Source organism: Alloyangia pacifica, assembly GCF_020524285.1.
Classification (GTDB): Bacteria; Pseudomonadota; Alphaproteobacteria; order Rhodobacterales; family Rhodobacteraceae; genus Salipiger; species Salipiger pacificus_B.
Genome location: NZ_JAIVKX010000003.1, coordinates 216509 through 236151, shown reverse-complemented (window position 1 = coordinate 236151; position 19643 = coordinate 216509). Strand labels below are relative to the sequence as shown.

Here is a 19643-nt window from a genome sequence, read left to right as displayed (position 1 = left end):
CCGGACAGTTGCGCTCAGCGCAGAGCATGGTTGCAGCATCCGCCGGTGTGCTGCAGCGCGGAAAGCCCTATGTAGGGAAGCAGACGGGAGGAGATCGAGAGATCAAGGATTGATGCTATGACCAGCACCGCTGCAAAGACCGAGACCACCGCCCGTGAAGCCCTCGACGCCCTCGAGCAGGCCTTCGCCTACTACCAGCCCGAACCCGCTCTGGTGCACGTCGCGCACAAGGACGTGACCGCCGATCTGGGCACGCTGGACTACTACCGCGCCGCCTGAGGGTGGATGCCGGTGGTGGCGCGCGCTAGGTACTCCGCCATGCGCACCCACTTCTGCACAAGACACGCCGATCGAGGCCCCCGGTGATTTTCGCGGGGGTCTTTCTCGTTGCGGTGATCCTGCTGCTGGTCTTCAACTACCGGCATGGCGAAACCCGCAAATGCCGCTGGCGCGAGCGCCGTGGCGCGGGCGAGAGCAGTTGGACCTGCGTCCAATGCGGTGCCACCACGCAGGGCCCGCGCGGCGAGACACCGGATATCTGCCTGCGCCCCGATCGCGAGGGCTGAGCCTGGCCTCCCGGCCGATGGGGCTCCGCCCCCGTCCGCTGCGCGGCCTCCCCCGGCATATTTGGCCCGGCGTATTTGGAAAGAGAAGAAGCGGAGGGCTTGCGCGCCCGCCCCGGGCTGGGTCATCTGGCGGCAAAGAGGAGCCGTGACATGACCCAAGCCCCCGTTGACACCCCCGCCGACGCAGAGGCGCGCCGCGCCGTTCCGCCGGTGATCTGCTATCCCAACGACACCCTTCCGGTGCCCGACATGGCGCTCTATGCCGCCGCGCTGGCGCAGGCGGAACTGGTCGAGACCGTGGTGGCCGCGCCGCGCGAAGCCTGCGCCTTCCGCGTGCCCGCCGGCGGCTTCTTCCGGATCCGAAGCGTCGAGGCGCCGCAGGTCGGGGACCTCAACCTGTGGAACGCGAACGACCTTTCGGAGCGCTTCTATTCGGGCAAGACGCGGGCGTTGCATGGCACCCATCTGACCACCGGTGAGCGCATGTGGTCGAGCTTTCCTCACCTGCGCCCCATGGCCACCATCGTCGAGGACAGCCTGGGCTGGTACGGCATCGACGCCTACGGCGGCTCTGTGCACGACGTGATCGGCACGCGCTGCGATCCCCACACGCATCACCTGCTGAGCGGCGGCGATCAGTATCACCATTGCTGCCACTCCAACCTCACGCGGGCGCTGGTGGACGCGACGGGGCTGACGGTCGAGGCGGCGGCGCGCGAGGTGCATGATGTGCTGAACGTCTTCATGTGCACCGGCTTCACCCGCGACACCGGCCAGTATTTCATGAAGGCGAGCCCGGTGCGTCCCGGCGACTACCTGACCTTCTTTGCCGAGATCGGCCTGCTGGGGGCTCTGAGCGCCTGCCCGGGCGGCGACTGCGGCAGCGAGCACAGCTCGGACACGGCGCGCTGCGCGCCGCTGGAGGTCGATATCCTGAGGGTGCCGGAGGGGGCGCTGAAGGGCTGGAGCTCGCCCGCGCGCAACGGCTACGACGGCAGCCACGGGCTGTAAGGGGCAGGCGGGCAGGACGGCGGGCTGTGCGCCGAAGCGAAAGGGCGGGGCCGCGGCCCCGCCGCGCCTTCAGGCGAAGGCCGCCTCGAGTGCGATTTCGACCATCTCGGCAAAAGAGCTTTGCCGGTCTTCGGCCGGCAGCGCCTCATGCGTGAGCAGGTGATCGGAGACCGTCAGCACCGCCAGCGCGCGCGCGCCATGGCGGGCGGCGAGGTTGTAGAGCTCGGCCGCTTCCATCTCGACGCCGAGGATGCCGTGACGGGTCATGATCTCGTTGAGATCGGGGCGTTCATCGTAGAACACGTCGGCAGAGTAGATCCCGCCCACATGAGTCGTCGCGCCGATGCGCGCGGCGGCGTCCGCGGCGGCGCGCAGCAGGCCGTAATCGGCACAGGGGGCGAAGTTCAGCTCCCGGAAGATACCGCGGGACGGGGTCGACAGGCTGCTGGCCGTCATCGCGAGAATGACATCGCGCACCGCGACACTGTCCTGCATTGCACCGCAGGAGCCGATGCGGATCAGGGTTCTTGCCCCGAAATCGCGGATCAGCTCATTGGCGTAGATCGACAGGCTGGGCATTCCCATGCCGGAGCCATGCACGGAGACCCGGTTTCCTTTCCAGAAACCGGTGAAACCGTACATGCCCCGGACCCGGTTGACGCATTGCGCATCTTCCAGAAACGTTTCCGCCACCCATTCCGCGCGCAGCGGATCCCCGGGCATCAGAACCGTTTCGGCAATTTCGCCGGGCTTTGCTCCGATATGGACGGTCATCAGAGGGCGAGGTCTTCGAGCGACTTGCCTTCGTCCAGAGCTTCGATGACCCAGTTGGGTTTGCGGCCGCGGCCAGTCCAGGTTTGCGCCGGATCGGAGGGGTTGGCGTATTTCGGGGCGCCCTTTGAGCCCTTGGTGCCGCCCGCGGCAATGATTTCGTCCAGCGAGTAGCCGAATTCCTTAGCTACCTGCTCTGCTGCGCGTTTCGCTTCTGCCTTGCGGCGTGCGTCAATGGTCACCAACGCTTTTTCAACGTCGGTTTTGAGCTGTTTCAGCTCTTCTTTGGACAGGGTATCAAGGTCAATATTCACGATCGTCTCCGTTTTCTATGCCGACAAAATTGGCTATTCGGAGCTATTTCGCAAGACTTGGCTTTGTGTCAATTTGACTTTTCGCATAGAGAGGCGGTTGACTGCCGACATTTGGGGTCGGCAGCCTGATGTTTTTGCTCACTGTGCACGGCGCGTTAAGCTATTGCGCGAAAATGCACCTCTATTGCGCGGCAACGCACTCCGGATCGACCAGAACAATGATATCTTTCATGATCTTGTTCAGTTCGAAGTTCTTCGGTGTGTAGACGCGGGCGACCCCCTGTGCCTTCAGCTGCTTGGCGTCTTCGTCTGGGATGATGCCTCCGACCACAACCGGGATATGTATCAGCCCCTCGGATTGCAGCCGCTGCATTATATCTTGAATCAAGGGAACGTGACTTCCCGACAGAATTGACAGCCCAATTACATGCGCGCCATTGCGGGCCTGTTCAACTATCTGTTCTGGAGTTGACCGAATTCCTTCGTAATCTATCTCCATGCCGCAGTCGCGCGCCCGGAAGGCGATCTGCTCAGCGCCGTTCGAATGGCCATCGAGACCTGGCTTGCCGACGAGGAACCGCAGCCGCGCGCCGAGCCGGTCGCTCACCGCATCCACGGCCTCGCGCAACTCGTCGAGCCCCTCCGTGCGGTTCGAGACCGCCTTTGCCACGCCGGTGGGGCCGCGGTATTCGCCATGCACGTCCCGCATTTCACCGGCCCATTCGCCCGTGGTCACCCCGGCCTTTGCACAGGCGATGGATGCGGGCATGACATTTTCGCCCGCGGTTGCCGCGCGCCGCAACTCGGCCAGGGCGGCGGATACGGCGGCTGCATCCCGCGCCGTGCGCCAACCCTCGAGACGGCCGATCTGTTCGGCTTCGACCGCGGGATCGACCACCATGATCCCGCCATCCTCGCCGACCAGCGGCGAGGGCTCCGCTTCCGTCCAGCGATTGACCCCGACCACGGTGGTTTCCGCGCGCTCGATCCGCCCGAGCCTCTCGGCATTGGCGTCCACGAGCCGGGCTTTCATATAGTCGATGGCGCCAATCGCCCCGTCCATGGAGGCGATATTGGCCAATTCCGCCCGCGCGCCCTCTTTCAGGGTTTCGACCTTGCGGTCCACCGCGGGGTTGCCATCGAAGAGATCGTCGAATTCCAGAAGGTCGGTCTCATAGGCCAGGATCTGCTGCATCCGCATCGACCATTGCTGGTCCCAGGGGCGGGGCAGGCCGAGCGCCTCGTTCCAGGCGGGCAATTGCACGGCGCGGGCGCGGGCCTTCTTGGACAGAGTGACCGCAAGCATTTCGATGAGAATGCGGTAGACATTGTTCTCTGGCTGCTGCTCGGTGAGCCCGAGGCTGTTGACCTGCACGCCATAGCGGAAGCGGCGGTATTTCGGGTCGGTGACGCCATAGCGCTCCAGCAGGATTTCATCCCAGAGATCGACAAAGGCGCGCATCTTGCACATCTCGGTGACGAAACGGATGCCGGCGTTGACGAAAAAGCTGATGCGTCCGCAAAGTGCGGGAAAATCCTCGGCGGCGACACGGGGTTTCAGCTCGTCCAGCACCGCGCAGGCGGTAGCAAGGGCAAAGGCCAGTTCCTGTTCCGGTGTCGCGCCGGCCTCCTGCAGGTGATAGGAGCAGACGTTCATCGGGTTCCACTTGGGCACATGGGTGTAGCAATACTCGGCCACGTCCCCGATCATCTTCAGAGAGGGTTTGGGCGGGCAGATATAGGTGCCGCGGCTGAGGTATTCCTTGATCAGGTCGTTTTGCACCGTGCCCTGCAGCTTCGAGACATCCGCGCCCTGTTCCTCGGCCACCGCGATATAGAGCGCCAAGAGCCAGGGGGCGGTGGCGTTGATCGTCATCGAGGTGTTCATCTGCTCGAGCGGGATCTGGTCGAAGAGCGCGCGCATGTCGCCGAGGTGGCAGACCGGCACGCCGACCTTGCCGACCTCGCCGCGCGCCAGCACGTGGTCGCTGTCGTATCCGGTCTGGGTCGGCAGGTCGAAGGCCACCGAAAGCCCGGTCTGCCCCTTTGCGAGATTGGCCCGGTAGAGCGCGTTCGAGGCGCTGGCCGTGGAATGTCCGGCATAGGTGCGGATCAGCCAGGGACGGTCGGGCTGGCGCGGGCTGGTGCTGTCTCTCATGTCATCCTCCCTCGGGCCGCGAGACTCTCGCGGGAAATCATCTTGCGATGTGGTGTGGATATTGGAAATAAAATGTCTCGTCAATTCGCCGCATCGCGGCGGAAGCCTAGGTCTGCAGTGCAGCAGGCGCAGGATCTTCCAAAGCCCAGTATACATGCGTTTCGCGGCAAGAGTGCGCGAAGTTTCTGCATTCGCGAGGTTATAAAATTTCTCGAAGTGATCCATTTGAGTTGCAATGTTGCGCACTGAAATGTATCCCGATGTGGAGGAGCCCCGCGATTCTGCACTGCGGCGCGGGCCACGCAGGAGTGAGGAAGGAGGCCATGATGGCGCTGGACAGCAAGACCGAGATCGCGCCCTACGACGCACCGGTGAAGGACCTCTACGAGGTCGGCGAGATGCCGCCCCTCGGCCATGTGCCGAAGCAGATGTACGCCTGGGCGATCCGCCGCGAGCGTCACGGCGAGCCCGACCAGTCCTTCCAGAAGGAGGTGGTCGACACCTGGGAGATCGACAGTTCCGAGGTGCTGGTTCTCGTCATGGCGGCCGGGGTCAACTACAACGGCGTCTGGGCCGGGCTCGGCGTGCCGATCAGCCCCTTTGACGGCCATGGCGCACCCTACCACATCGCCGGCTCGGATGCCTCGGGCATCGTCTGGAAGGTCGGCGACAAGGTCACCCGCTGGAAGGTCGGCGACGAGGTGGTCATCCACTGCAACCAGGACGACGGCGACGACGAGGAGTGCAACGGCGGCGACCCGATGTTCTCGCCCAGCCAGCGCATCTGGGGCTACGAAACCCCCGATGGCAGCTTCGCCCAGTTCACCCGCGTGCAGGCGCAGCAGCTTATGCCGCGGCCCAAGCACCTGACCTGGGAAGAGAGCGCCTGCTACACGCTGACGCTGGCCACCGCCTACCGGATGCTCTTCGGCCACCACCCGCATGAGCTCAAGCCCGGCCAGAACGTGCTGGTTTGGGGCGCCTCGGGCGGCCTCGGCTCCTATGCGATCCAGCTGATCAACACTGCGGGCGCCAATGCCATCGGGGTGATCTCGGACGAGGACAAGCGCGAGTTCGTCATGTCGATGGGCGCCAAGGGGGTGATCAACCGGCGCGACTTCAAGTGCTGGGGCCAGCTGCCCAAGGTGAACACGCCCGAGTACAACGAGTGGCTCAAGGAGGCGCGCAAGTTCGGCAAGGCGATCTGGGAAATCACCGGCAAGGGCGTCAGCGTCGACATGGTCTTCGAGCATCCCGGCGAGGCGACCTTCCCGGTCTCGGCGCTGGTCTGCAAGAAGGGCGGCATGGTGGTGATCTGTGCCGGCACCTCAGGCTTCAACTGCACCTTCGACGTGCGCTACATGTGGATGCACCAGAAGCGCCTGCAGGGCTCGCACTTCGCCCATCTCAAGCAGGCGTCGGCGGCCAACAAGCTGATGATCGAACGGCGGCTGGATCCCTGCATGTCCGAGGTCTTCACTTGGGAGGAGATCCCGGCGGCGCACCTGAAGATGCTGCGCAACGAGCACAAGCCGGGCAACATGGCGGTGCTGGTGCAGGCGCCGCGCACCGGGCTGCGCACCTTCGAAGAGGCGCTGGCGGGCTGATCCCGCCGGAAAGGCACCGGGTAAGGAGAGGGGGCGCTGCCCCCTCGGCGCTGCGCGCCTCACCCCCGGGATATTTGGACCTAGAAGAAGGGCAGGGCGTCCCGCGCTTCTTCTCTTTCAAAATACGCACGGCGGGACGGATCCGCCGGGCGCGCAGCCTGATCAGCCGTAGAAGCTCCGGCCGGTGCGCGCGATCTCGGTCAGCGTCTCGGGGCAGGCGAAGCGGCGGCCGTACCGCTCGGCAAGGTCTGCCGCGCGCTCGGCGGCATAGGGCGCGCCCAGCATGTCGAGCCACGAGAACGGGCCGCCCGACCAGGGCGCGAAGCCCCAGCCCAGCACCGCCCCCACGTCGCCCTCGCGCACGCCCGGCAGCACGTGGCGCTCCAGTGCCCGCACCGCCTCCAGCGCCTGCACGAAGAGCAGGCGGTGCTGCACCTCAAGCAGGTCCGGCTGCTCCGCGGCTTGGGGCCATTCCGTCGCCAGCCCGTCCCAGAGCCCGCGCCTTTTGCCGCCCTCGTAGGCGTAGAAACCCGCACCGGCCTTGCGCCCGAGCCGCCCGAGCTCGGCCATGCGCTCGAGCACCTGGTCCACGTCGGCATCCCGGTAGGCGTCGCCCATGGCGGCGCGGCTAGCCCGGGCGATCTTCAGGCCCAGCTCGATCGAGGTCTCGTCGACCAGTTGCAGCGGGCCCAGCGGCATGCCGACCAGCTTGGCGGCGTTCTCGACCAGCGCCGGGGCCGTGCCCTCGCGCAGCAGCCGCAGCCCCTCGTTGAGATAGGGGATGATGCAGCGGTTGGCGTAGAAGAAGCGCGCGTCATTGACCACGATCGGCGTCTTGCGGATGGTTCGTGCGAAATCTAGCGCCTTTGCCACCGCGCGCGGGCCGCTGCGGGCGCCCTTGATCACCTCGACCAGCAGCATCTTCTCGACCGGCGAGAAGAAGTGCAGCCCGACGAAATTTTCCGGCATCAGCGAGGCTTCGGCCAGTTTCGAGACCGGCAGACTCGAGGTATTGGTGGCGAAGATGCAGCTCTCGGGCACATGGCGCAGCGCCTTGCGGGTGACCTCGGCCTTCACCTCCGGGTCCTCGAAGACCGCCTCGATGATCATGTCGCAGCCCGCGAGCGCGTCGAACTCGGTGGTGGCTGTGAGCCGCTCGAGCACCGCCTGCTTCTGCGCGGCGCTGGTCTTGCCGCGACTCATGCCCTCGTCGAGATAGGCCTCGGCATGGGCGCGGCCCGTGTCCGCCGCCTCCTGCGTGCGGTCGAGCAGCACCACCTCGATCCCCGCCTGCGCCGAGACCAGCGCGATGCCCGCGCCCATCATCCCGGCGCCCAGCACGCCGAGCTTCCTCACGCTCTGCGGCGGCACCCCCTCGGGCCGTCCCGCGCCCTTTTCCAGCGCCTCCTTGCCGACGAAGAGCGTGCGGATCATCGCGCTCGAGCTGGGGTCGAGCATCACATGGGTGAACCAGCGCGCCTCGATCCTGAGCGCCGTGTCGAAGGGCACCTGCGCGCCCTCGTAGACCGCCGAGACCAGCGCCTTCGCCGCCGGGTAGACCCCCTTGGTCTTGCCGTTGACCATGGCCGAGGCGCCGAGGAAGGTCATGAAGCCGGCCGGGTGATACGGCCCGCCGCCGGGCAGCTTGAAGCCCTTGCGGTCCCAGGGTTTCACCAAGTCCTCGGGCGCGGCCTGCAGCACCCAGTCGCGCGCGGTGGCAAGCGGATCCTCGGCGATCTCGTCGATAAGCCCCGCCGCCTTTGCCTTTTCGGGCGCCAGCAAGGTCCCCTCCAGCAGGTAGGGCGCCGCGCCCATGGCGCCGAGCCTGCGCACCAGTCGCGTGGTGCCGCCGGCACCGGGAAAGAGACCGACCTTGATCTCCGGCAGGCCGATCTTGGCCCTGGGGTTCGGCGCAGCAAAGATGCGGTGGCACGCCAGCGCCAGCTCGTAGCCGATGCCGAGCGCGGTGCCGGGCAGGGCGCAGGCGATGGGTTTGCCGCCCTCATGCGCCGCGTCCATTCCGGCGCGCTCGATCCGGCGCAGCACCGCGTGCAGCCCCATGATCCCCTCGAAGATGCCCTGCGCCGGATCGTCCCCGGCGGCCTGGCGCATCGCCGCCAGCGTGTTCAGATCCATGCCCCCGGCGAAGCTGCCGGGCTTGGCGGAGGTGATGACAATGCCCCGGACGCTCTTGTCCTCCAGCGCGCCGCTGACCAGCGCGTCGAGCTCGGAGAGCGCCTCGAGGCTCATGACGTTCATCGACTTGCCGGGCGTGTCCCAGGCGATGGTGCAGACGCCGCCCTCGGTGCTGGCAGAGAAATCGCTCATGTCTGTTCCTCCCCGTCGTGCCGGCTGAGTTCCGAGCCATCGCGGCGGCGGTAGACCCGCGCCGCGCCATGGGTCTCGGTCACCAGATCGTGGTCGCTGTAATGGATGACGTCGGCGCCGCTGCGCGTGCCGATCACCAGGTAGCGGGCCGGGGCCTCCGAGCGGTTCTCCAGCCGGTGGCCGATGCCCTGTCCGGCGGGCCAGCAGGCGCAGTCGCCGGGGCCCATGGGCACCTCGTCGTCCTCGACCAGCACCAGCGCGCCGCTCAGCACGTAGACCATCTCGTCCTCGCGCTCGTGCCAGTGCCGCCAGCCGGAGGCCGAGCCGGGCGGCAGCTCCTCGATGAAGGCGCCGAACTGTGTCAGCCCGCCGGGGTCTGAGAGCAGCCGGCAGCCGTAGGGGCCGGGGCCGTCGCCGAGCACGCGGTGGCGGCTGGCGCGGTGGGTGGTGACGGGTTGGGGATCAAGCTTCGGCATCACACCCTCTCGACGATCATGGCCACGCCCATGCCCGAGGCGACGCAGAGCGTGACGAGGCCGGTGGATTTGCCCGTGCGTTCCAGCTCGTCGAGCAAGGTGCCGAGCAGCATCGCCCCGGTGGCGCCGAGCGGATGGCCCATGGCAATGGCGCCGCCGTTGATGTTGACCTTCGCCGGGTCCGCCTCGAAGGCCTGCAGAAAGCGCAGCACGACCGCCGAGAAGGCCTCGTTCACCTCGAAAAGGTCGATGTCGCCGATCTCCATCCCCGCCTGCCGGAGCACGCGCTCGGTGACCGGGATCGGGCCGGTGAGCATGATCGTCGGCTCGCTGCCGATGCGGGCCATGGCGCGGATGCGGGCGCGGGGCTTCAGCCCCATGGCCTCGCCGAACCCCTCGGAGCCCACCAGCACGCCGGCGGCACCGTCGACGATGGCCGAGCTGTTGCCCGCGTGGTGGATGTGCTCGATCCGCTCGAGCTCGGGATAGCGCATCAGCGCCACCGCGTCGAAGCCGGGCATCTGCGTGCCGATCTCCCTGAAGGAGGGTTTCAGCGCCGCGAGGGCCTGCAGGTCGGTGCCGGGCCGCAGCGCCTCGTCGCGCGCGAGGATGGGCAGCCCGTTGATATCCGTGACCGGCAGGATCGCGCGCGCAAAGCGGTCCTCCTCCCAGGCCCGGGCGGCGCGCGTCTGGCTCTCCACCGCATAGGCATCGGCAGCCTCGCGGCTGATCCCGTACTTGGTGGCGATGAGGTCCGCCGCAATGCCCTGTGGCACGAAGTGCCGCGCCATGGCGAGCGACGGGTCGACCGCGATGGCCGCCCCGTCCGAGCCCATGGGCACCCGGCTCATCATCTCGACGCCCCCGGCGATATAGGCCTGCCCCAAACCGCCCTGCACCTGCGCGGCGCCGAGCATCACCGCCTCCAGCCCCGAGGCACAGAAGCGGTTGATCGACAGGCCCGGGATGCTCGCGTCGAGCCCCGACGCCAGCACCGCGGAGCGCGCGAGGCAGCCGCCCTGTTCGCCGACCTGCGTGGCATTGCCCCAGATCACGTCCTCGAGCTCTGGCCCGTCGAGGCCGTTCCGGTCCCGCAGCCCGTCCAGCAGCAGCGCCGAGAGCCGCAGGGCGGTGACCTCGTGCAGCGCACCATCGGGCCGCCCCCGCCCGCGCGGGGTGCGGATCGCGTCAAAGATATAGGCCTCGGTCATGGCTCCTCCTTCCATGGTCGGGCGATCTGCGCCGGGTGGCGGGCCGGGGTGGCGGCGCGCCCGCTCAGGCCCGGTCGGCGGGCGAGCCGGGCATCAGATCATAGGGGTGCTTCCAGCCCGGCAGCGCCTCGATACCACCTAGCCAGCGGTCGATGTTCGGCCAGTCGCCGCGGACAAAGCCGAAGGGCTCGGGGTAGAACAGGTAGCCGCAGCAGCAGAAATCCGCATGGGTCGGGCCGTCGCCGACGATCCAGTCGCGGCCCGCGAGGTGAGCGTCCAGCACCTGGTAAGCCGCCTTCAGCCGCCCCTGGGTGAAGGCGATGACCTCGGCCGGGCGCTTCTCCTCGGGCAGGAAATTCATCAGGAAACGGGTCATCCCGGCCTGGCTGCTGAGCTTGTGGTTGTCCCAGAACTGCCAGCGCAGCACCTCGCGCGCCTCTTCGGGGCTGGCGCCGCCGAACCTTCCGGTCTTCTCGGTGATGTAGTGCTGGATCACCCCGGACTGGGTGAGGGACATGTCGCCATCGACCAGCACCGGCACCTCGCCCATCTCGTTGACCTCGGCCCGGTACTCGGGCGTGCGCGTGGCGCCATTGAAGAAATCCACCTTCACCGGCGCCCAGTCCAGCCCCGAGAGCTGCAGCGGCAGCGCGGCCTTGTAGGCGTTTCCGGATTCTCCGAAGCAGTAGAGCTTGATGGTCATGCGAGAGGACTTTCCCTGATCTTTGTGGCGCGGGCCGCGGCGGGGGCTTCGCGCCCCCGCACCCCCGCGGGATATTTGTATCTAGACGAAGAGGCTCGGCGATGGCGTGATAAGCGGACCTTAACCAGGACGCGCGCAGGATGGCGGCGCGGTACAGGCTGGGAAGCCGATGACCGCTCTGGGCGAAGCCCCGCCGCGCGGCATGCAGTGTGCGGCGATCGCGGCGGGGTGGACCGAGTGCAGTCCTTTTCGATCCGGACCCGATGTGCGGTGCCACTGCTTCGTCTAGACCCCAATATCCCACGGGGGACCGGGGGTGTGAAACCCCCGGTCCCTTGCAGGCCGCCTGCGCGGCGCGAGGAGGGGGCGCACCGCCTCACCGCTTGCGCGCCTCGAGCTCGGCGTTGAACAGCCGCAGCCGGTGGGACAGCACCTCGCTGTCTGTCACGCTGTCGAAATTCTCGAAAAGGAAGGACAGCGCCTCGCCCTCGTCGAGCCCCGCCGCCGCCGAGAAGCTGCGCAGGCCGCGGTAGCCGTCCTCGGTCATCGCGACCGAGAAACGTCGGGTGAGGCGAAAGCGCTTGGGCATGGGCGGGTCCTTTCCGGTCTGGTCGAAGTCAGGGTTTCATTCCGCGGCCTCGGCGTCCAGTGGCAAGCCGGCCACGGCACCGGCTTCGATCCGTGCGAGGTGCAGCGCGGTGGCGGGCAGGTGGCGGGACATGTAGTGGCGGCCTGCGGCCAGCTTGGCGCGGCGGGCTGGGGCGGGCAGGGCGTCCGCGGCGCGGGCCATGCGGGCCCACATGTAGCCGAGACAGACGTGGCCGAAGAGGTGCAGCACATCGCTGGCGCCGGAAAGCGCCGCCTCGGGGTCGGTGGTGCCGAAGGCCTGCAGGCGCAGCAGCGCGGTCTGCAGGTCGGCCAGCGCGGCGCGCAGCGGAGCAAGGAACTCCGCCTCGATCTCCTCGGGGGCGCTTTCGCCGGCGAATCCGGCGATCTCGGCAAGCAGCGCCATGATCGCCGCGCCGCCGCCGGCGCCGAGCTTGCGGGCCACCAGGTCGAGCGCCTGCACGCCGTTGGTGCCCTCGTAGATCGTCGTCACCCGCGCATCGCGCAGGATCTGCGACAGGCCCATCTCCTCGATATAGCCCGCGCCGCCCAGCACCTGCTGCGCCACGAGGCAGCTTTCCACGCCCTTGTCGGTGAGAAAGCCCTTGATCACCGGCGTCACCAGCGAGAGGCGCGCGGCGGCGGCTGCATCGCCCGCCCGCGCGAGATCCACCAGCTCCGCCCCCCAGAGGGTCAGCGCCCGGGCGCCCTCGGTAAAGGCCTGCTGGTCGAGCAGCATGCGGCGCACGTCCGGGTGCAGCAGGATCGGGTCGGCCGGCGCCTCCCGGTCCGCGGCGGGGCCGAGCGCGCGGCCCTGCCGCCGCGCGCGGGCGAAGGCCAGCGCGCCCTGCAGCGCGCGGTCGGCCTGGGCGTAGCCCTGCAGGCCGACGCTGATCCGCTCCTCGTTCATCATGGTGAACATCGCGGCCAGCCCCTGATGCGGCGCGCCCAGAAGCTCTGCCTCGGCGCCGTCGTAGAGCATCTCGCAGGTGGCATTGCCGTGCAGGCCCATCTTCGACTCGAGGCGCACCGCGCTGACGCCGTTGCGCGTGCCCGGGCTGCCGTCCTCGGCGGGCAGGAATTTCGGCGCGATGAAGAGCGACAGCCCCTTCACGCCGTCGGGGGCATCGGGCAGCCGCGCCAGCACCAGGTGCACGATGTTCTCGGCAAGATCGTGATCCCCGGCGGAGATGTAGATCTTTGTGCCGAAGAGCCTGTAGCGCCCCTCGGCGCCGGGGATCGCCTCGGCACGGGTGCGGATCAGCCCGAGGTCGGTGCCGCATTGCGGCTCGGTCAGGTTCATCGTTCCGGTCCAGCGGCAGTTGGCCAGCTTCGGCAGGTAGAGCGCCTGCTGCGCCGCGCTGCCGTGGGTGGCGATGGCGCTATAGGCGCCATGGGTCAGCCCGGCATGGATGTGGAAGGCCATGTTGGCCCCCGAGAGGATCTCGCCCACCGCGCTGTGCAGCATGTGGGGCAGGCCCTGGCCGCCATGGTCGGGCGCGCAGTCGAGCCCGTACCAGCCGCCGGCGCAGACCTCGGCGAAGGCCTCGGCAAAGCCCTCGGGGGTGCGGACCACGCCGTTCTCGAGACGGCAGCCCTGCAGGTCGCCGGATCGGTTGAGCGGCGCGAGCCGGTCTTCGGCGAGCCGCGCCACCTCGGTGAGGACCGCGGCGCAGGCGTCGCGGTCCAGAGAGTCAAAAACGCCCCGGTCGATCCGCAGCACGTCGCAAAGGACGAACAGCAGATCCGCGACCGGGGCGGTATACTCGGGCAGTGTACTTTGCATTGCGCCTGGCATGGGGCCTCCTCTCCCGCCCGCCAAGGCCTGCGATGGTCCGCTGTCGGATCAGCCGGCCTTGCGCTCCAGCTCGCCGAGCATCTGTTCGCCCCATGCAAGCTGTTCTTTCAGTTCCTCGATCGCCATGGTCAGATCATCGCGCTGGCGGATCATCTCGGCAAGACGTTCCTGGCCGATCTCGTAGCTGCGCGCGATCTGGGTGCGTTGCTGGTCGCCCTTGTCGTAGAGCTCCAGCAGCTGGCGGATCTCTTCAAGGCTGAATCCAAAGCGTTTTCCACGCAGGATCAGTTTCAGCCGGGCCCGGTCGCGCCGGGTGAAGAGGCGCTTCTGCCCCTCACGGATGGGGAAGAGCAGTTCCTTCTGCTCGTAAAAACGGAGAGTCCGCGGCGTCACCTCAAACAGGTCACACATTTCACGGATCGTCATCAACTGGTCGTCACTCATGTCAGGTCTTCTACCTCACTTCGCGTCAAGATGACGGGTGAACTGCGCCTTTCATGACAATCCTACAACTGCCCCCTATCCTTTTGAGACTCGTACGCGACGTCATTTTGCGAATTACGTAACTTCATTAAGCGTCACGCGACGGCCCTTAGAACTTTCTTTCTCTGGTTGCAGAGCCGTGCAGCCATTCCAGGCCTCGAATGTATGCAGCCGGATACGGAACCAAAGCGTTTCGAGCGCGGCAGGGGTGGTGATTCGGACTACTCGCCAAGCTCCTTCGCGGTCAGGTCCCGAAGCGCTTTGAGCTCCTCGATGGCCGAGTCGAGCTGCGCGCGCTGATCGTTGAGCTGCACGAGCTGCTTGTCGGCCATCTCGACCCAGGTCCGCATCTGCGCCTCGGTGCCGTCGCGCTCGTACATTTGCAGCCATTGCCGGATCTCCTCGAGCTGGAAGCCGAACTTCCGCCCGCGCAGGATCAGCGTCATCCGCGCCACCTCGCGCGCGCCGTACCAGCGCGCGCGCCCCTCGCGCTCGGGGGTGAGCAGCTCGATATACTCGTAATAGCGCAAGGTGCGCGGGGTGACGTCGAACCGTCCGCACATTTCCTTGAAGCTGAGACGTGTCTCGCTCATGGGACCTCCTGACGTGCGGGAAACTAATGCGGCACCGCGGCAAGGGCAATGGCTGCCCGGCTTGCGGTGCGCGATCTGTCGCCGCATAAAGGCGCAAGACAGAAAGGGATATCGGCATGTCCACGGATGCGACCGCCGGGGTCGACCTCGCGCTTTCGAATGAGTTGATCCTGCGCCTGCCGCAGGCGCGGGCGCTGGGGCTCGAGATCGTCAGCACCGGCGACGGCCGCGCCGAGATCCACATGCCCTTCGCCGCGCAGCTGGTGGGCGACCCCGAGACCGGGGTGATCCACGGCGGCGCGGTCTCGACCCTGATGGACACCTGCGGCGGCGCCGCGGTCATGGCGCATCCGCTGGTCGCGGGGCACACCGCCACCATCAGCCTGCGCATCGACTACCTGCGCGCCGCCACGCCGGGGCAGGGGATCACCGCCCGGGCCGAGTGCCACCATGTCACCCGCTCGGTCGCCTTCGTGCGCGCCGTGGCGCTGGACGAGGACGCGGCGCGCCCGGTCGCCATGGCCACCGGCACCTTCACCGTGCCGCAGCTGCGCGGCGAGGCGCCGGAGGGCGCGGCATGAGCCATCGCAAGCCCGAGCCCGTGCAGGTGGTCAAGCAGCGCCGCGACACCGCGCTCCGCGCGCTCGCGGGGGGCGTGCCCTACGTGAATTTCCTCGGCATCACCTTCGACCGCCGCGGCGACGAGCTGACCGGCGTGCTCAACTTCGACGAGAAGCTGATCGGCAACCCCGACCTGCCGGCGCTGCACGGCGGGGTGACCGCGGCCTTCCTCGAGGTGACCTCGATCATCACCCTGAGCTGGATGAGCCTTTGGGACGAGGTCGAATCCGGCCGGCTCGACCTGGCCTCGCTCGAACAGGGCCGGCTGCCGCGCCTGCCCAAGACCATCGATTTCGCCATCGACTACCTGCGCCCCGGCCTGCCGCGCGACGCCTACGCCCGCGCAAGGGTCACCCGCTCCGGGCGGCGCTATGCGTCGGTTCATGCCGAGGCCTGGCAGGACAACCGCGACAAGCCCGTCGTGCAGGCCGTGGGGCATTTCCTGATGCCGTGGGACGACAGGTGAGCGCGCCCGACCGTCCGGTTCCCGCCGCGCCTGCCCCTGCCTTTCCCGTTCAAGCCCCGCCAGCCCCTGCAGTGTGACCATGTCCTCCCGAATTCTCCCGCTCACCCATGGCCGCGTGCTGAAGATCGCGCTGCCGATCCTGCTGTCGAATGCGACGGTGCCGATCCTCGGCGCGGTGGACACCGCCGTTGTCGGCCAGATCCCCATGCCCGAGCCGATCGCCGCGGTGGGCGTCGGCGCGGTGGTGCTCTCGGCGATCTACTGGATCTTCGGCTTCCTGCGCATGGGCACCACCGGGCTCACCGCCCAGGCCCTGGGCGAGACCGACCGCTGCGAGGTTTCGGCGCTGCTGGCGCGGGCGCTGCTCATCGGCCTCGCCGGGGGCGTTCTGCTGATCGTGCTGCAGGCGCTGATCTTCCAGGTCGCCTTTGCCCTCTCCCCGGCCTCCGAGGCGGTCGAGCAGATGGCACAGAGCTACATGCAGATCCGCATCTGGTCGGCCCCGGCGGCGGTGGCGATCTACGGGCTGACCGGCTGGCTGATCGCACAGGAGCGCACCCGGGCGGTGCTGGTGCTGCAGCTGGGCATGAATCTCGTCAACGTGGTGCTCGACCTGGCGCTGGTGCTCTGGGTGGGCATGGGGGTCGAGGGCGTGGCGCTGGCCACCTTCGTCGCCGAGTGGTCCGGACTCGGCCTTGGCCTCTGGCTCTGCCGTCACGGCTTTGCCGAGGCCGGCTGGCGCAACCGCGCGCGGGTCTTCGATCCGGCGCGGCTGCGCCGCATGGCCGCGCTCAACGGCGACATCCTGATCCGCTCGCTGCTGCTGCAGGCCATCGTCGTCTCCTTCATGCTGGTCGGCGGTCGTTTCGGCGACGTGACGCTCGCGGCGAACCAGGTGCTGATGCAGTTCATGATGATCACCGCGCATACGATGGACGGCTTCGCCTTCGCCGCCGAGGCGCTGGTGGGGCAGGCGGTGGGCGCGCGCAATGTCGCGCACCTGCGGCGCAGCGCCCGGCTCTCGGGCTTCTGGTGCGGCGTCGTCGCGTTGCTGCTGGCGGCGCTGTTCCTGCTGGTCGGACCGATGCTGATCCGCGGCATCGCCGCAGACGAGGCGGTGCGCGCCGCCGCCATCGCCTTCCTGCCGTGGATGGTCGTCTCGCCGCTGCTGCAGGTGCTGCCCTTCATGCTCGACGGCATCTTCATCGGCGCCACGCGCTCGTCGGACATGCGCAACATGATGGCGGTCTCGGCGGCGATCTACGCGGCGGTGCTCTTGCTCGCGCTGCCGGTCATGGGCAACCACGGGCTCTGGCTGGCCTTCCAGGTATCCTTCCTGGCGCGCGGGCTGACATTGGCGCTGCGCTACCCGGCGCTGGAGCGCTGGGTTGCGAAGGGCGGCTGACGAGCAGGCCCGGCGTCTTCCGGAGGGGGCTCTGCCCCCGAGGCGCTGCGCGCCTCTCCACCGGGATATTTCCGCCTAGAAGAAAAGCCGGGGGCGGCGCGCACCTCCGGCTTCTTCTCTTTCCAAATACGCCTCTCCGGCGCGTGCCGCGGGGCAGGGTGCCGGGGGAGAGGCTCAGCCGGCGGCGGCCTGGACCTCGGCGACGATGCCGTCGACCACCTGGCTGAGCAGCGCCTCGTCCTCGCATTCGGCCATGACCCGGATCAGCGGCTCGGTGCCCGACTTGCGGATCAGCAGGCGGCCGCGGCCCGAGAGCGTGGCCTCGGCCTCGGCGATGGCGCCCTGCACGCTGGCGGCGTCGAGCGGCGTCTGCCCGGCGCCGAAGCGCACGTTCTTCAGAAGCTGCGGCACCGGCTCGAAGTTGCGCGCGAGGCGGCTGGCGGGCAAACCGGTGCGGACCATCTCGGCGAGGAACTGCAGCCCCGCCATGAGACCATCGCCGGTGGTGGCGAAATCGGTCATCACGATATGCCCCGACTGCTCGCCGCCGAGGTTGAAGCCCTTGGCGCGCATCATCTCGACCACGTAGCGGTCGCCGACCTTGGTGCGGGCGAGGGTCAGCCCGCGATCGCCGAGGTAGCGCTCGAGCCCGAGGTTCGACATCACCGTGGCGACCAGCGTGCCGCCCGCGAGCCGGTCTTCCTCGGCCCAGCGGCCGGCCATCAGCGCCATGATCTGGTCGCCGTCGGCCACGGTGCCCTTCTCGTCGATCAGGATCACCCGGTCGGCGTCGCCGTCGAGGCAGATGCCGACATCGGCGCCGTGCGCGACCACGGTCTCGGCGGCGGTCTGCGGCTTGGTCGAGCCGCATTGGTCGTTGATATTGAGGCCGTTGGGATGGGTGCCCACCGGGATCACCTCGGCGCCCAGCTCCCAGAGCACCTCGGGGGCGGCGCGGTAGGCGGCGCCATTGGCGCAGTCGATCACCACCTTCATGCCGTCGAGCCGCATGCCGTGCGGGAAGCTCGACTTCACCCGCTCCTGGTAGCGGAAGCGGCCGTCGTCGATGCGCTTGGCGCGGCCGATGTTGCCGGCCTGCGCGGGCTCGACACCGGATTCGACCAGCGCCTCGATCTCGCCCTCCGCCTCGTCCGACAGCTTGAACCCGTCGGGGCCGAAGAACTTGATGCCATTGTCATGCGCCGGGTTGTGCGAGGCCGAGATCATGATCCCGACATCGGCGCGCATCGAGGGCGTCAGCAGCCCCACGGCGGGAGTCGGCACCGGGCCGAGCAGCAGCACCGACATGCCGGTCGAAGTCAGCCCGGCGGTCAGCGCGGTCTCGAACATGTAGCCAGAGAGCCGGGTGTCCTTGCCGATCACCACGCGGTGCGTGCCGCCCGCCTCGCGGCGGAAGTAGCGCCCGGCGGCGGCGCCGATGGCCAGCGCCATCTCGGCGGTCATCGGATGCATGTTGGCGGTGCCGCGCACCCCGTCGGTGCCGAACAGCTTGCGGGTCATTCCTGGCCTCCTTCTTCGACGGCCTGCCAGAGCGTCAGCGCCTGGCGGGTCTCCGCGACGTCGTGAACGCGGATGATCTGGGCTCCCTGCGCCACGCCCGCAAGGGCAACGGCGACGGAGCCGGGGAAACGTTTCGCGGCGTCGCTCTCGCCCGAGAGCTTGCCGATGAAGCCCTTGCGCGACACGCCGAGCAGGATCGCGCAGCCAAGCCCGTGGAAGAGCGACAGCCCGTGCAGCAGCGCGAGGTTCTGCTCCAGCGTCTTGGCAAAGCCGATGCCGGGATCGACCACGATCTTCCCGCGCGGCAGACCGGCGTGTTCCAGCGCGTGGATCTGGGTCTCGAGGAAGTCGTAGACGTCGAGCAGCACGTCCTCGTAGTCGGTCTGGGTCAGCATCGTCTCGGGGGTGCCGCGCATGTGCATGACGCAGACCGGCAGTCGCGCGGAGGCGCAGAACTCGGTCATCTCGGGGTCGAAGACGAGGCCCGAGACATCGTTGATCAGCGTGGCGCCGGCCTCGGCGGCGGCGCGGGCGACGGCGGCCTTGCGGGTGTCGACCGAGATCGGCACGCCTTTCAGCGCCGCGGTGACCGGCACCACCCGTGCGATCTCTTCCTCCACCGGCACCTCGGGGGCGCCGGGGCGGGTGCTCTCGCCGCCGATGTCGAGGATCTCGGCGCCGTCCTGCAGCATCTGCCGGGCACGGGCGATGGAGTCCTGCGCCGAGGCATCGGTGCCGCCATCCGAGAAGCTGTCGGGGGTGACGTTGAGGATGCCCATGATCCGCGTGCCGTCCATGGTGAGGCCCGCGACGGGCTCGCGCGGCGCGGTGAGCCGCGCCAGCACGTCCTGCGGCACCTCGGATACGGGCACCACCGTCACCGCCTCGCCGCGGGCGTGCCGGGCGCACTGGTTGAACCAGTGGGGGCCTCCGGCGAGCGGCAGGGCGGCGTCGGGGCGGGCGTGTCCGGACTGGACAAGGGGGCGGTATCGGGCAGTCATTGAC

General features: G+C 68.1%; 20 protein-coding genes. 7 read left to right on the top strand and 13 right to left on the bottom strand.

Annotated elements, in window-relative coordinates:
• The first annotated feature begins 117 nt into the window (after positions 1-117).
• The 3 genes from LC039_RS05210 (at position 118) to LC039_RS05200 (ending at position 1577) form a co-directional block, all read left to right on the top strand.
• Entirely contained in the window at positions 118-279 is a 162-nt protein-coding gene (locus LC039_RS05210; protein ID WP_226622001.1) for a hypothetical protein, read from the top strand.
• 83 nt (positions 280-362) lie between these two features.
• Complete coding sequence (locus tag LC039_RS05205; protein ID WP_226622000.1) at positions 363-566, top strand: hypothetical protein; 204 nt, start codon at positions 363-365, stop codon at positions 564-566.
• A 150-nt stretch (positions 567-716) separates the two neighbouring features.
• Positions 717-1577, top strand: a complete 861-nt coding sequence (locus tag LC039_RS05200) for an urea carboxylase-associated family protein (protein ID WP_226621999.1) — start codon at positions 717-719, stop codon at positions 1575-1577.
• A gap of 69 nt (positions 1578-1646) precedes the next feature.
• Here the strand turns inward: LC039_RS05200 and deoD are convergent, their stop codons facing one another.
• The 3 genes from deoD to LC039_RS05185 all read right to left on the bottom strand — a co-directional run bounded on the left by deoD (position 1647) and on the right by LC039_RS05185 (position 4820).
• Positions 1647-2351 (bottom strand): purine-nucleoside phosphorylase, encoded by a 705-nt coding sequence (gene deoD, locus LC039_RS05195; RefSeq protein WP_226621998.1) that lies wholly within the window; start codon positions 2349-2351, stop codon positions 1647-1649.
• On the bottom strand, positions 2351-2662 hold the full coding sequence (locus tag LC039_RS05190; protein WP_226621997.1) for an H-NS family nucleoid-associated regulatory protein: 312 nt from the start codon (positions 2660-2662) through the stop codon (positions 2351-2353). The genes deoD and LC039_RS05190 overlap by 1 nt, the downstream gene beginning before the upstream one ends.
• Before the next feature lie 181 nt (positions 2663-2843).
• Positions 2844-4820, bottom strand: a complete 1977-nt coding sequence (locus LC039_RS05185; protein WP_226621996.1) for a protein meaA — start codon at positions 4818-4820, stop codon at positions 2844-2846.
• A 326-nt stretch (positions 4821-5146) separates the two neighbouring features.
• Between LC039_RS05185 and ccrA the strand changes: the two genes are divergently transcribed.
• Positions 5147-6427 (top strand): crotonyl-CoA carboxylase/reductase, encoded by a 1281-nt coding sequence (ccrA, locus tag LC039_RS05180; RefSeq protein ID WP_226621995.1) that lies wholly within the window; start codon positions 5147-5149, stop codon positions 6425-6427.
• Between the two features lie 162 nt (positions 6428-6589).
• Here ccrA and LC039_RS05175 read toward each other — a convergent pair whose 3' ends face one another.
• The 8 genes from LC039_RS05175 to LC039_RS05140 all read right to left on the bottom strand — a co-directional run bounded on the left by LC039_RS05175 (position 6590) and on the right by LC039_RS05140 (position 14625).
• The gene (locus LC039_RS05175) at positions 6590-8755 is read right to left on the bottom strand and encodes a 3-hydroxyacyl-CoA dehydrogenase NAD-binding domain-containing protein (RefSeq protein ID WP_226621994.1); all 2166 of its coding nucleotides are present in this window, start codon (positions 8753-8755) and stop codon (positions 6590-6592) included.
• Entirely contained in the window at positions 8752-9231 is a 480-nt protein-coding gene (locus LC039_RS05170; protein ID WP_226621993.1) for a cupin domain-containing protein, read from the bottom strand. Before LC039_RS05170 ends, LC039_RS05175 begins: the two co-directional genes overlap by 4 nt.
• A complete protein-coding gene (locus tag LC039_RS05165) occupies positions 9231-10442 on the bottom strand; it encodes an acetyl-CoA C-acetyltransferase (RefSeq protein WP_226621992.1) in 1212 nt (403 codons plus the stop codon). Before LC039_RS05165 ends, LC039_RS05170 begins: the two co-directional genes overlap by 1 nt.
• 64 nt (positions 10443-10506) lie before the next feature.
• Complete coding sequence (locus LC039_RS05160; protein WP_226621991.1) at positions 10507-11145, bottom strand: glutathione S-transferase family protein; 639 nt, start codon at positions 11143-11145, stop codon at positions 10507-10509.
• Positions 11146-11521: 376 nt separating this feature from the next.
• Complete coding sequence (locus LC039_RS05155) at positions 11522-11734, bottom strand: hypothetical protein (protein WP_226621990.1); 213 nt, start codon at positions 11732-11734, stop codon at positions 11522-11524.
• 36 nt (positions 11735-11770) lie between these two features.
• Positions 11771-13525 carry an acyl-CoA dehydrogenase gene (locus tag LC039_RS05150; protein WP_226622376.1) on the bottom strand — a complete coding sequence of 585 codons (1755 nt, stop codon included), beginning with the start codon at positions 13523-13525 and terminating at the stop codon, positions 11771-11773.
• A gap of 72 nt (positions 13526-13597) precedes the next feature.
• The gene (locus tag LC039_RS05145; RefSeq protein ID WP_226621989.1) at positions 13598-13993 is read right to left on the bottom strand and encodes a MerR family transcriptional regulator; all 396 of its coding nucleotides are present in this window, start codon (positions 13991-13993) and stop codon (positions 13598-13600) included.
• 260 nt (positions 13994-14253) lie between these two features.
• Complete coding sequence (locus LC039_RS05140) at positions 14254-14625, bottom strand: MerR family transcriptional regulator (protein ID WP_226621988.1); 372 nt, start codon at positions 14623-14625, stop codon at positions 14254-14256.
• A 116-nt stretch (positions 14626-14741) separates the two neighbouring features.
• On the opposite strand from LC039_RS05140, the gene LC039_RS05135 reads away from it, so the two are divergent.
• The 3 genes from LC039_RS05135 (at position 14742) to LC039_RS05125 (ending at position 17117) form a co-directional block, all read left to right on the top strand.
• Positions 14742-15206 carry a PaaI family thioesterase gene (locus LC039_RS05135; protein WP_226621987.1) on the top strand — a complete coding sequence of 155 codons (465 nt, stop codon included), beginning with the start codon at positions 14742-14744 and terminating at the stop codon, positions 15204-15206.
• The gene (locus LC039_RS05130; protein ID WP_226621986.1) at positions 15203-15712 is read left to right on the top strand and encodes a PaaI family thioesterase; all 510 of its coding nucleotides are present in this window, start codon (positions 15203-15205) and stop codon (positions 15710-15712) included. The genes LC039_RS05135 and LC039_RS05130 overlap by 4 nt, the downstream gene beginning before the upstream one ends.
• A 79-nt stretch (positions 15713-15791) precedes the next feature.
• Complete coding sequence (locus LC039_RS05125; RefSeq protein ID WP_226621985.1) at positions 15792-17117, top strand: MATE family efflux transporter; 1326 nt, start codon at positions 15792-15794, stop codon at positions 17115-17117.
• Positions 17118-17291: 174 nt separating this feature from the next.
• Here the strand turns inward: LC039_RS05125 and glmM are convergent, their stop codons facing one another.
• Positions 17292-18638, bottom strand: coding sequence for a phosphoglucosamine mutase (glmM, locus tag LC039_RS05120; protein ID WP_226621984.1), 1347 nt, complete (start codon positions 18636-18638; stop codon positions 17292-17294).
• Positions 18635-19639, bottom strand: coding sequence for a dihydropteroate synthase (gene folP / locus LC039_RS05115; RefSeq protein ID WP_226621983.1), 1005 nt, complete (start codon positions 19637-19639; stop codon positions 18635-18637). The genes glmM and folP overlap by 4 nt, the downstream gene beginning before the upstream one ends.
• Positions 19640-19643 lie beyond the last annotated feature (4 nt).

Bases quoted from the DNA above. Each gene is read 5' to 3' on its own strand.
- LC039_RS05210 (WP_226622001.1), top strand. From the start codon at position 118: ATGACCAGCACCGCTGCAAAGACCGAGACCACCGCCCGTGAAGCCCTC.
- LC039_RS05200 (WP_226621999.1), top strand. From the start codon at position 717: ATGACCCAAGCCCCCGTTGACACCCCCGCCGACGCAGAGGCGCGCCGC.
- deoD (WP_226621998.1), bottom strand. From the start codon at position 2,351: ATGACCGTCCATATCGGAGCAAAGCCCGGCGAAATTGCCGAAACGGTT.
- LC039_RS05185 (WP_226621996.1), bottom strand. From the start codon at position 4,820: ATGAGAGACAGCACCAGCCCGCGCCAGCCCGACCGTCCCTGGCTGATC.
- ccrA (WP_226621995.1), top strand. From the start codon at position 5,147: ATGGCGCTGGACAGCAAGACCGAGATCGCGCCCTACGACGCACCGGTG.
- LC039_RS05175 (WP_226621994.1), bottom strand. From the start codon at position 8,755: ATGAGCGATTTCTCTGCCAGCACCGAGGGCGGCGTCTGCACCATCGCC.
- LC039_RS05170 (WP_226621993.1), bottom strand. From the start codon at position 9,231: ATGCCGAAGCTTGATCCCCAACCCGTCACCACCCACCGCGCCAGCCGC.
- LC039_RS05165 (WP_226621992.1), bottom strand. From the start codon at position 10,442: ATGACCGAGGCCTATATCTTTGACGCGATCCGCACCCCGCGCGGGCGG.
- LC039_RS05160 (WP_226621991.1), bottom strand. From the start codon at position 11,145: ATGACCATCAAGCTCTACTGCTTCGGAGAATCCGGAAACGCCTACAAG.
- LC039_RS05155 (WP_226621990.1), bottom strand. From the start codon at position 11,734: ATGCCCAAGCGCTTTCGCCTCACCCGACGTTTCTCGGTCGCGATGACC.
- LC039_RS05145 (WP_226621989.1), bottom strand. From the start codon at position 13,993: ATGAGTGACGACCAGTTGATGACGATCCGTGAAATGTGTGACCTGTTT.
- LC039_RS05140 (WP_226621988.1), bottom strand. From the start codon at position 14,625: ATGAGCGAGACACGTCTCAGCTTCAAGGAAATGTGCGGACGGTTCGAC.
- LC039_RS05135 (WP_226621987.1), top strand. From the start codon at position 14,742: ATGTCCACGGATGCGACCGCCGGGGTCGACCTCGCGCTTTCGAATGAG.
- LC039_RS05130 (WP_226621986.1), top strand. From the start codon at position 15,203: ATGAGCCATCGCAAGCCCGAGCCCGTGCAGGTGGTCAAGCAGCGCCGC.
- LC039_RS05125 (WP_226621985.1), top strand. From the start codon at position 15,792: ATGTCCTCCCGAATTCTCCCGCTCACCCATGGCCGCGTGCTGAAGATC.
- glmM (WP_226621984.1), bottom strand. From the start codon at position 18,638: ATGACCCGCAAGCTGTTCGGCACCGACGGGGTGCGCGGCACCGCCAAC.
- folP (WP_226621983.1), bottom strand. From the start codon at position 19,639: ATGACTGCCCGATACCGCCCCCTTGTCCAGTCCGGACACGCCCGCCCC.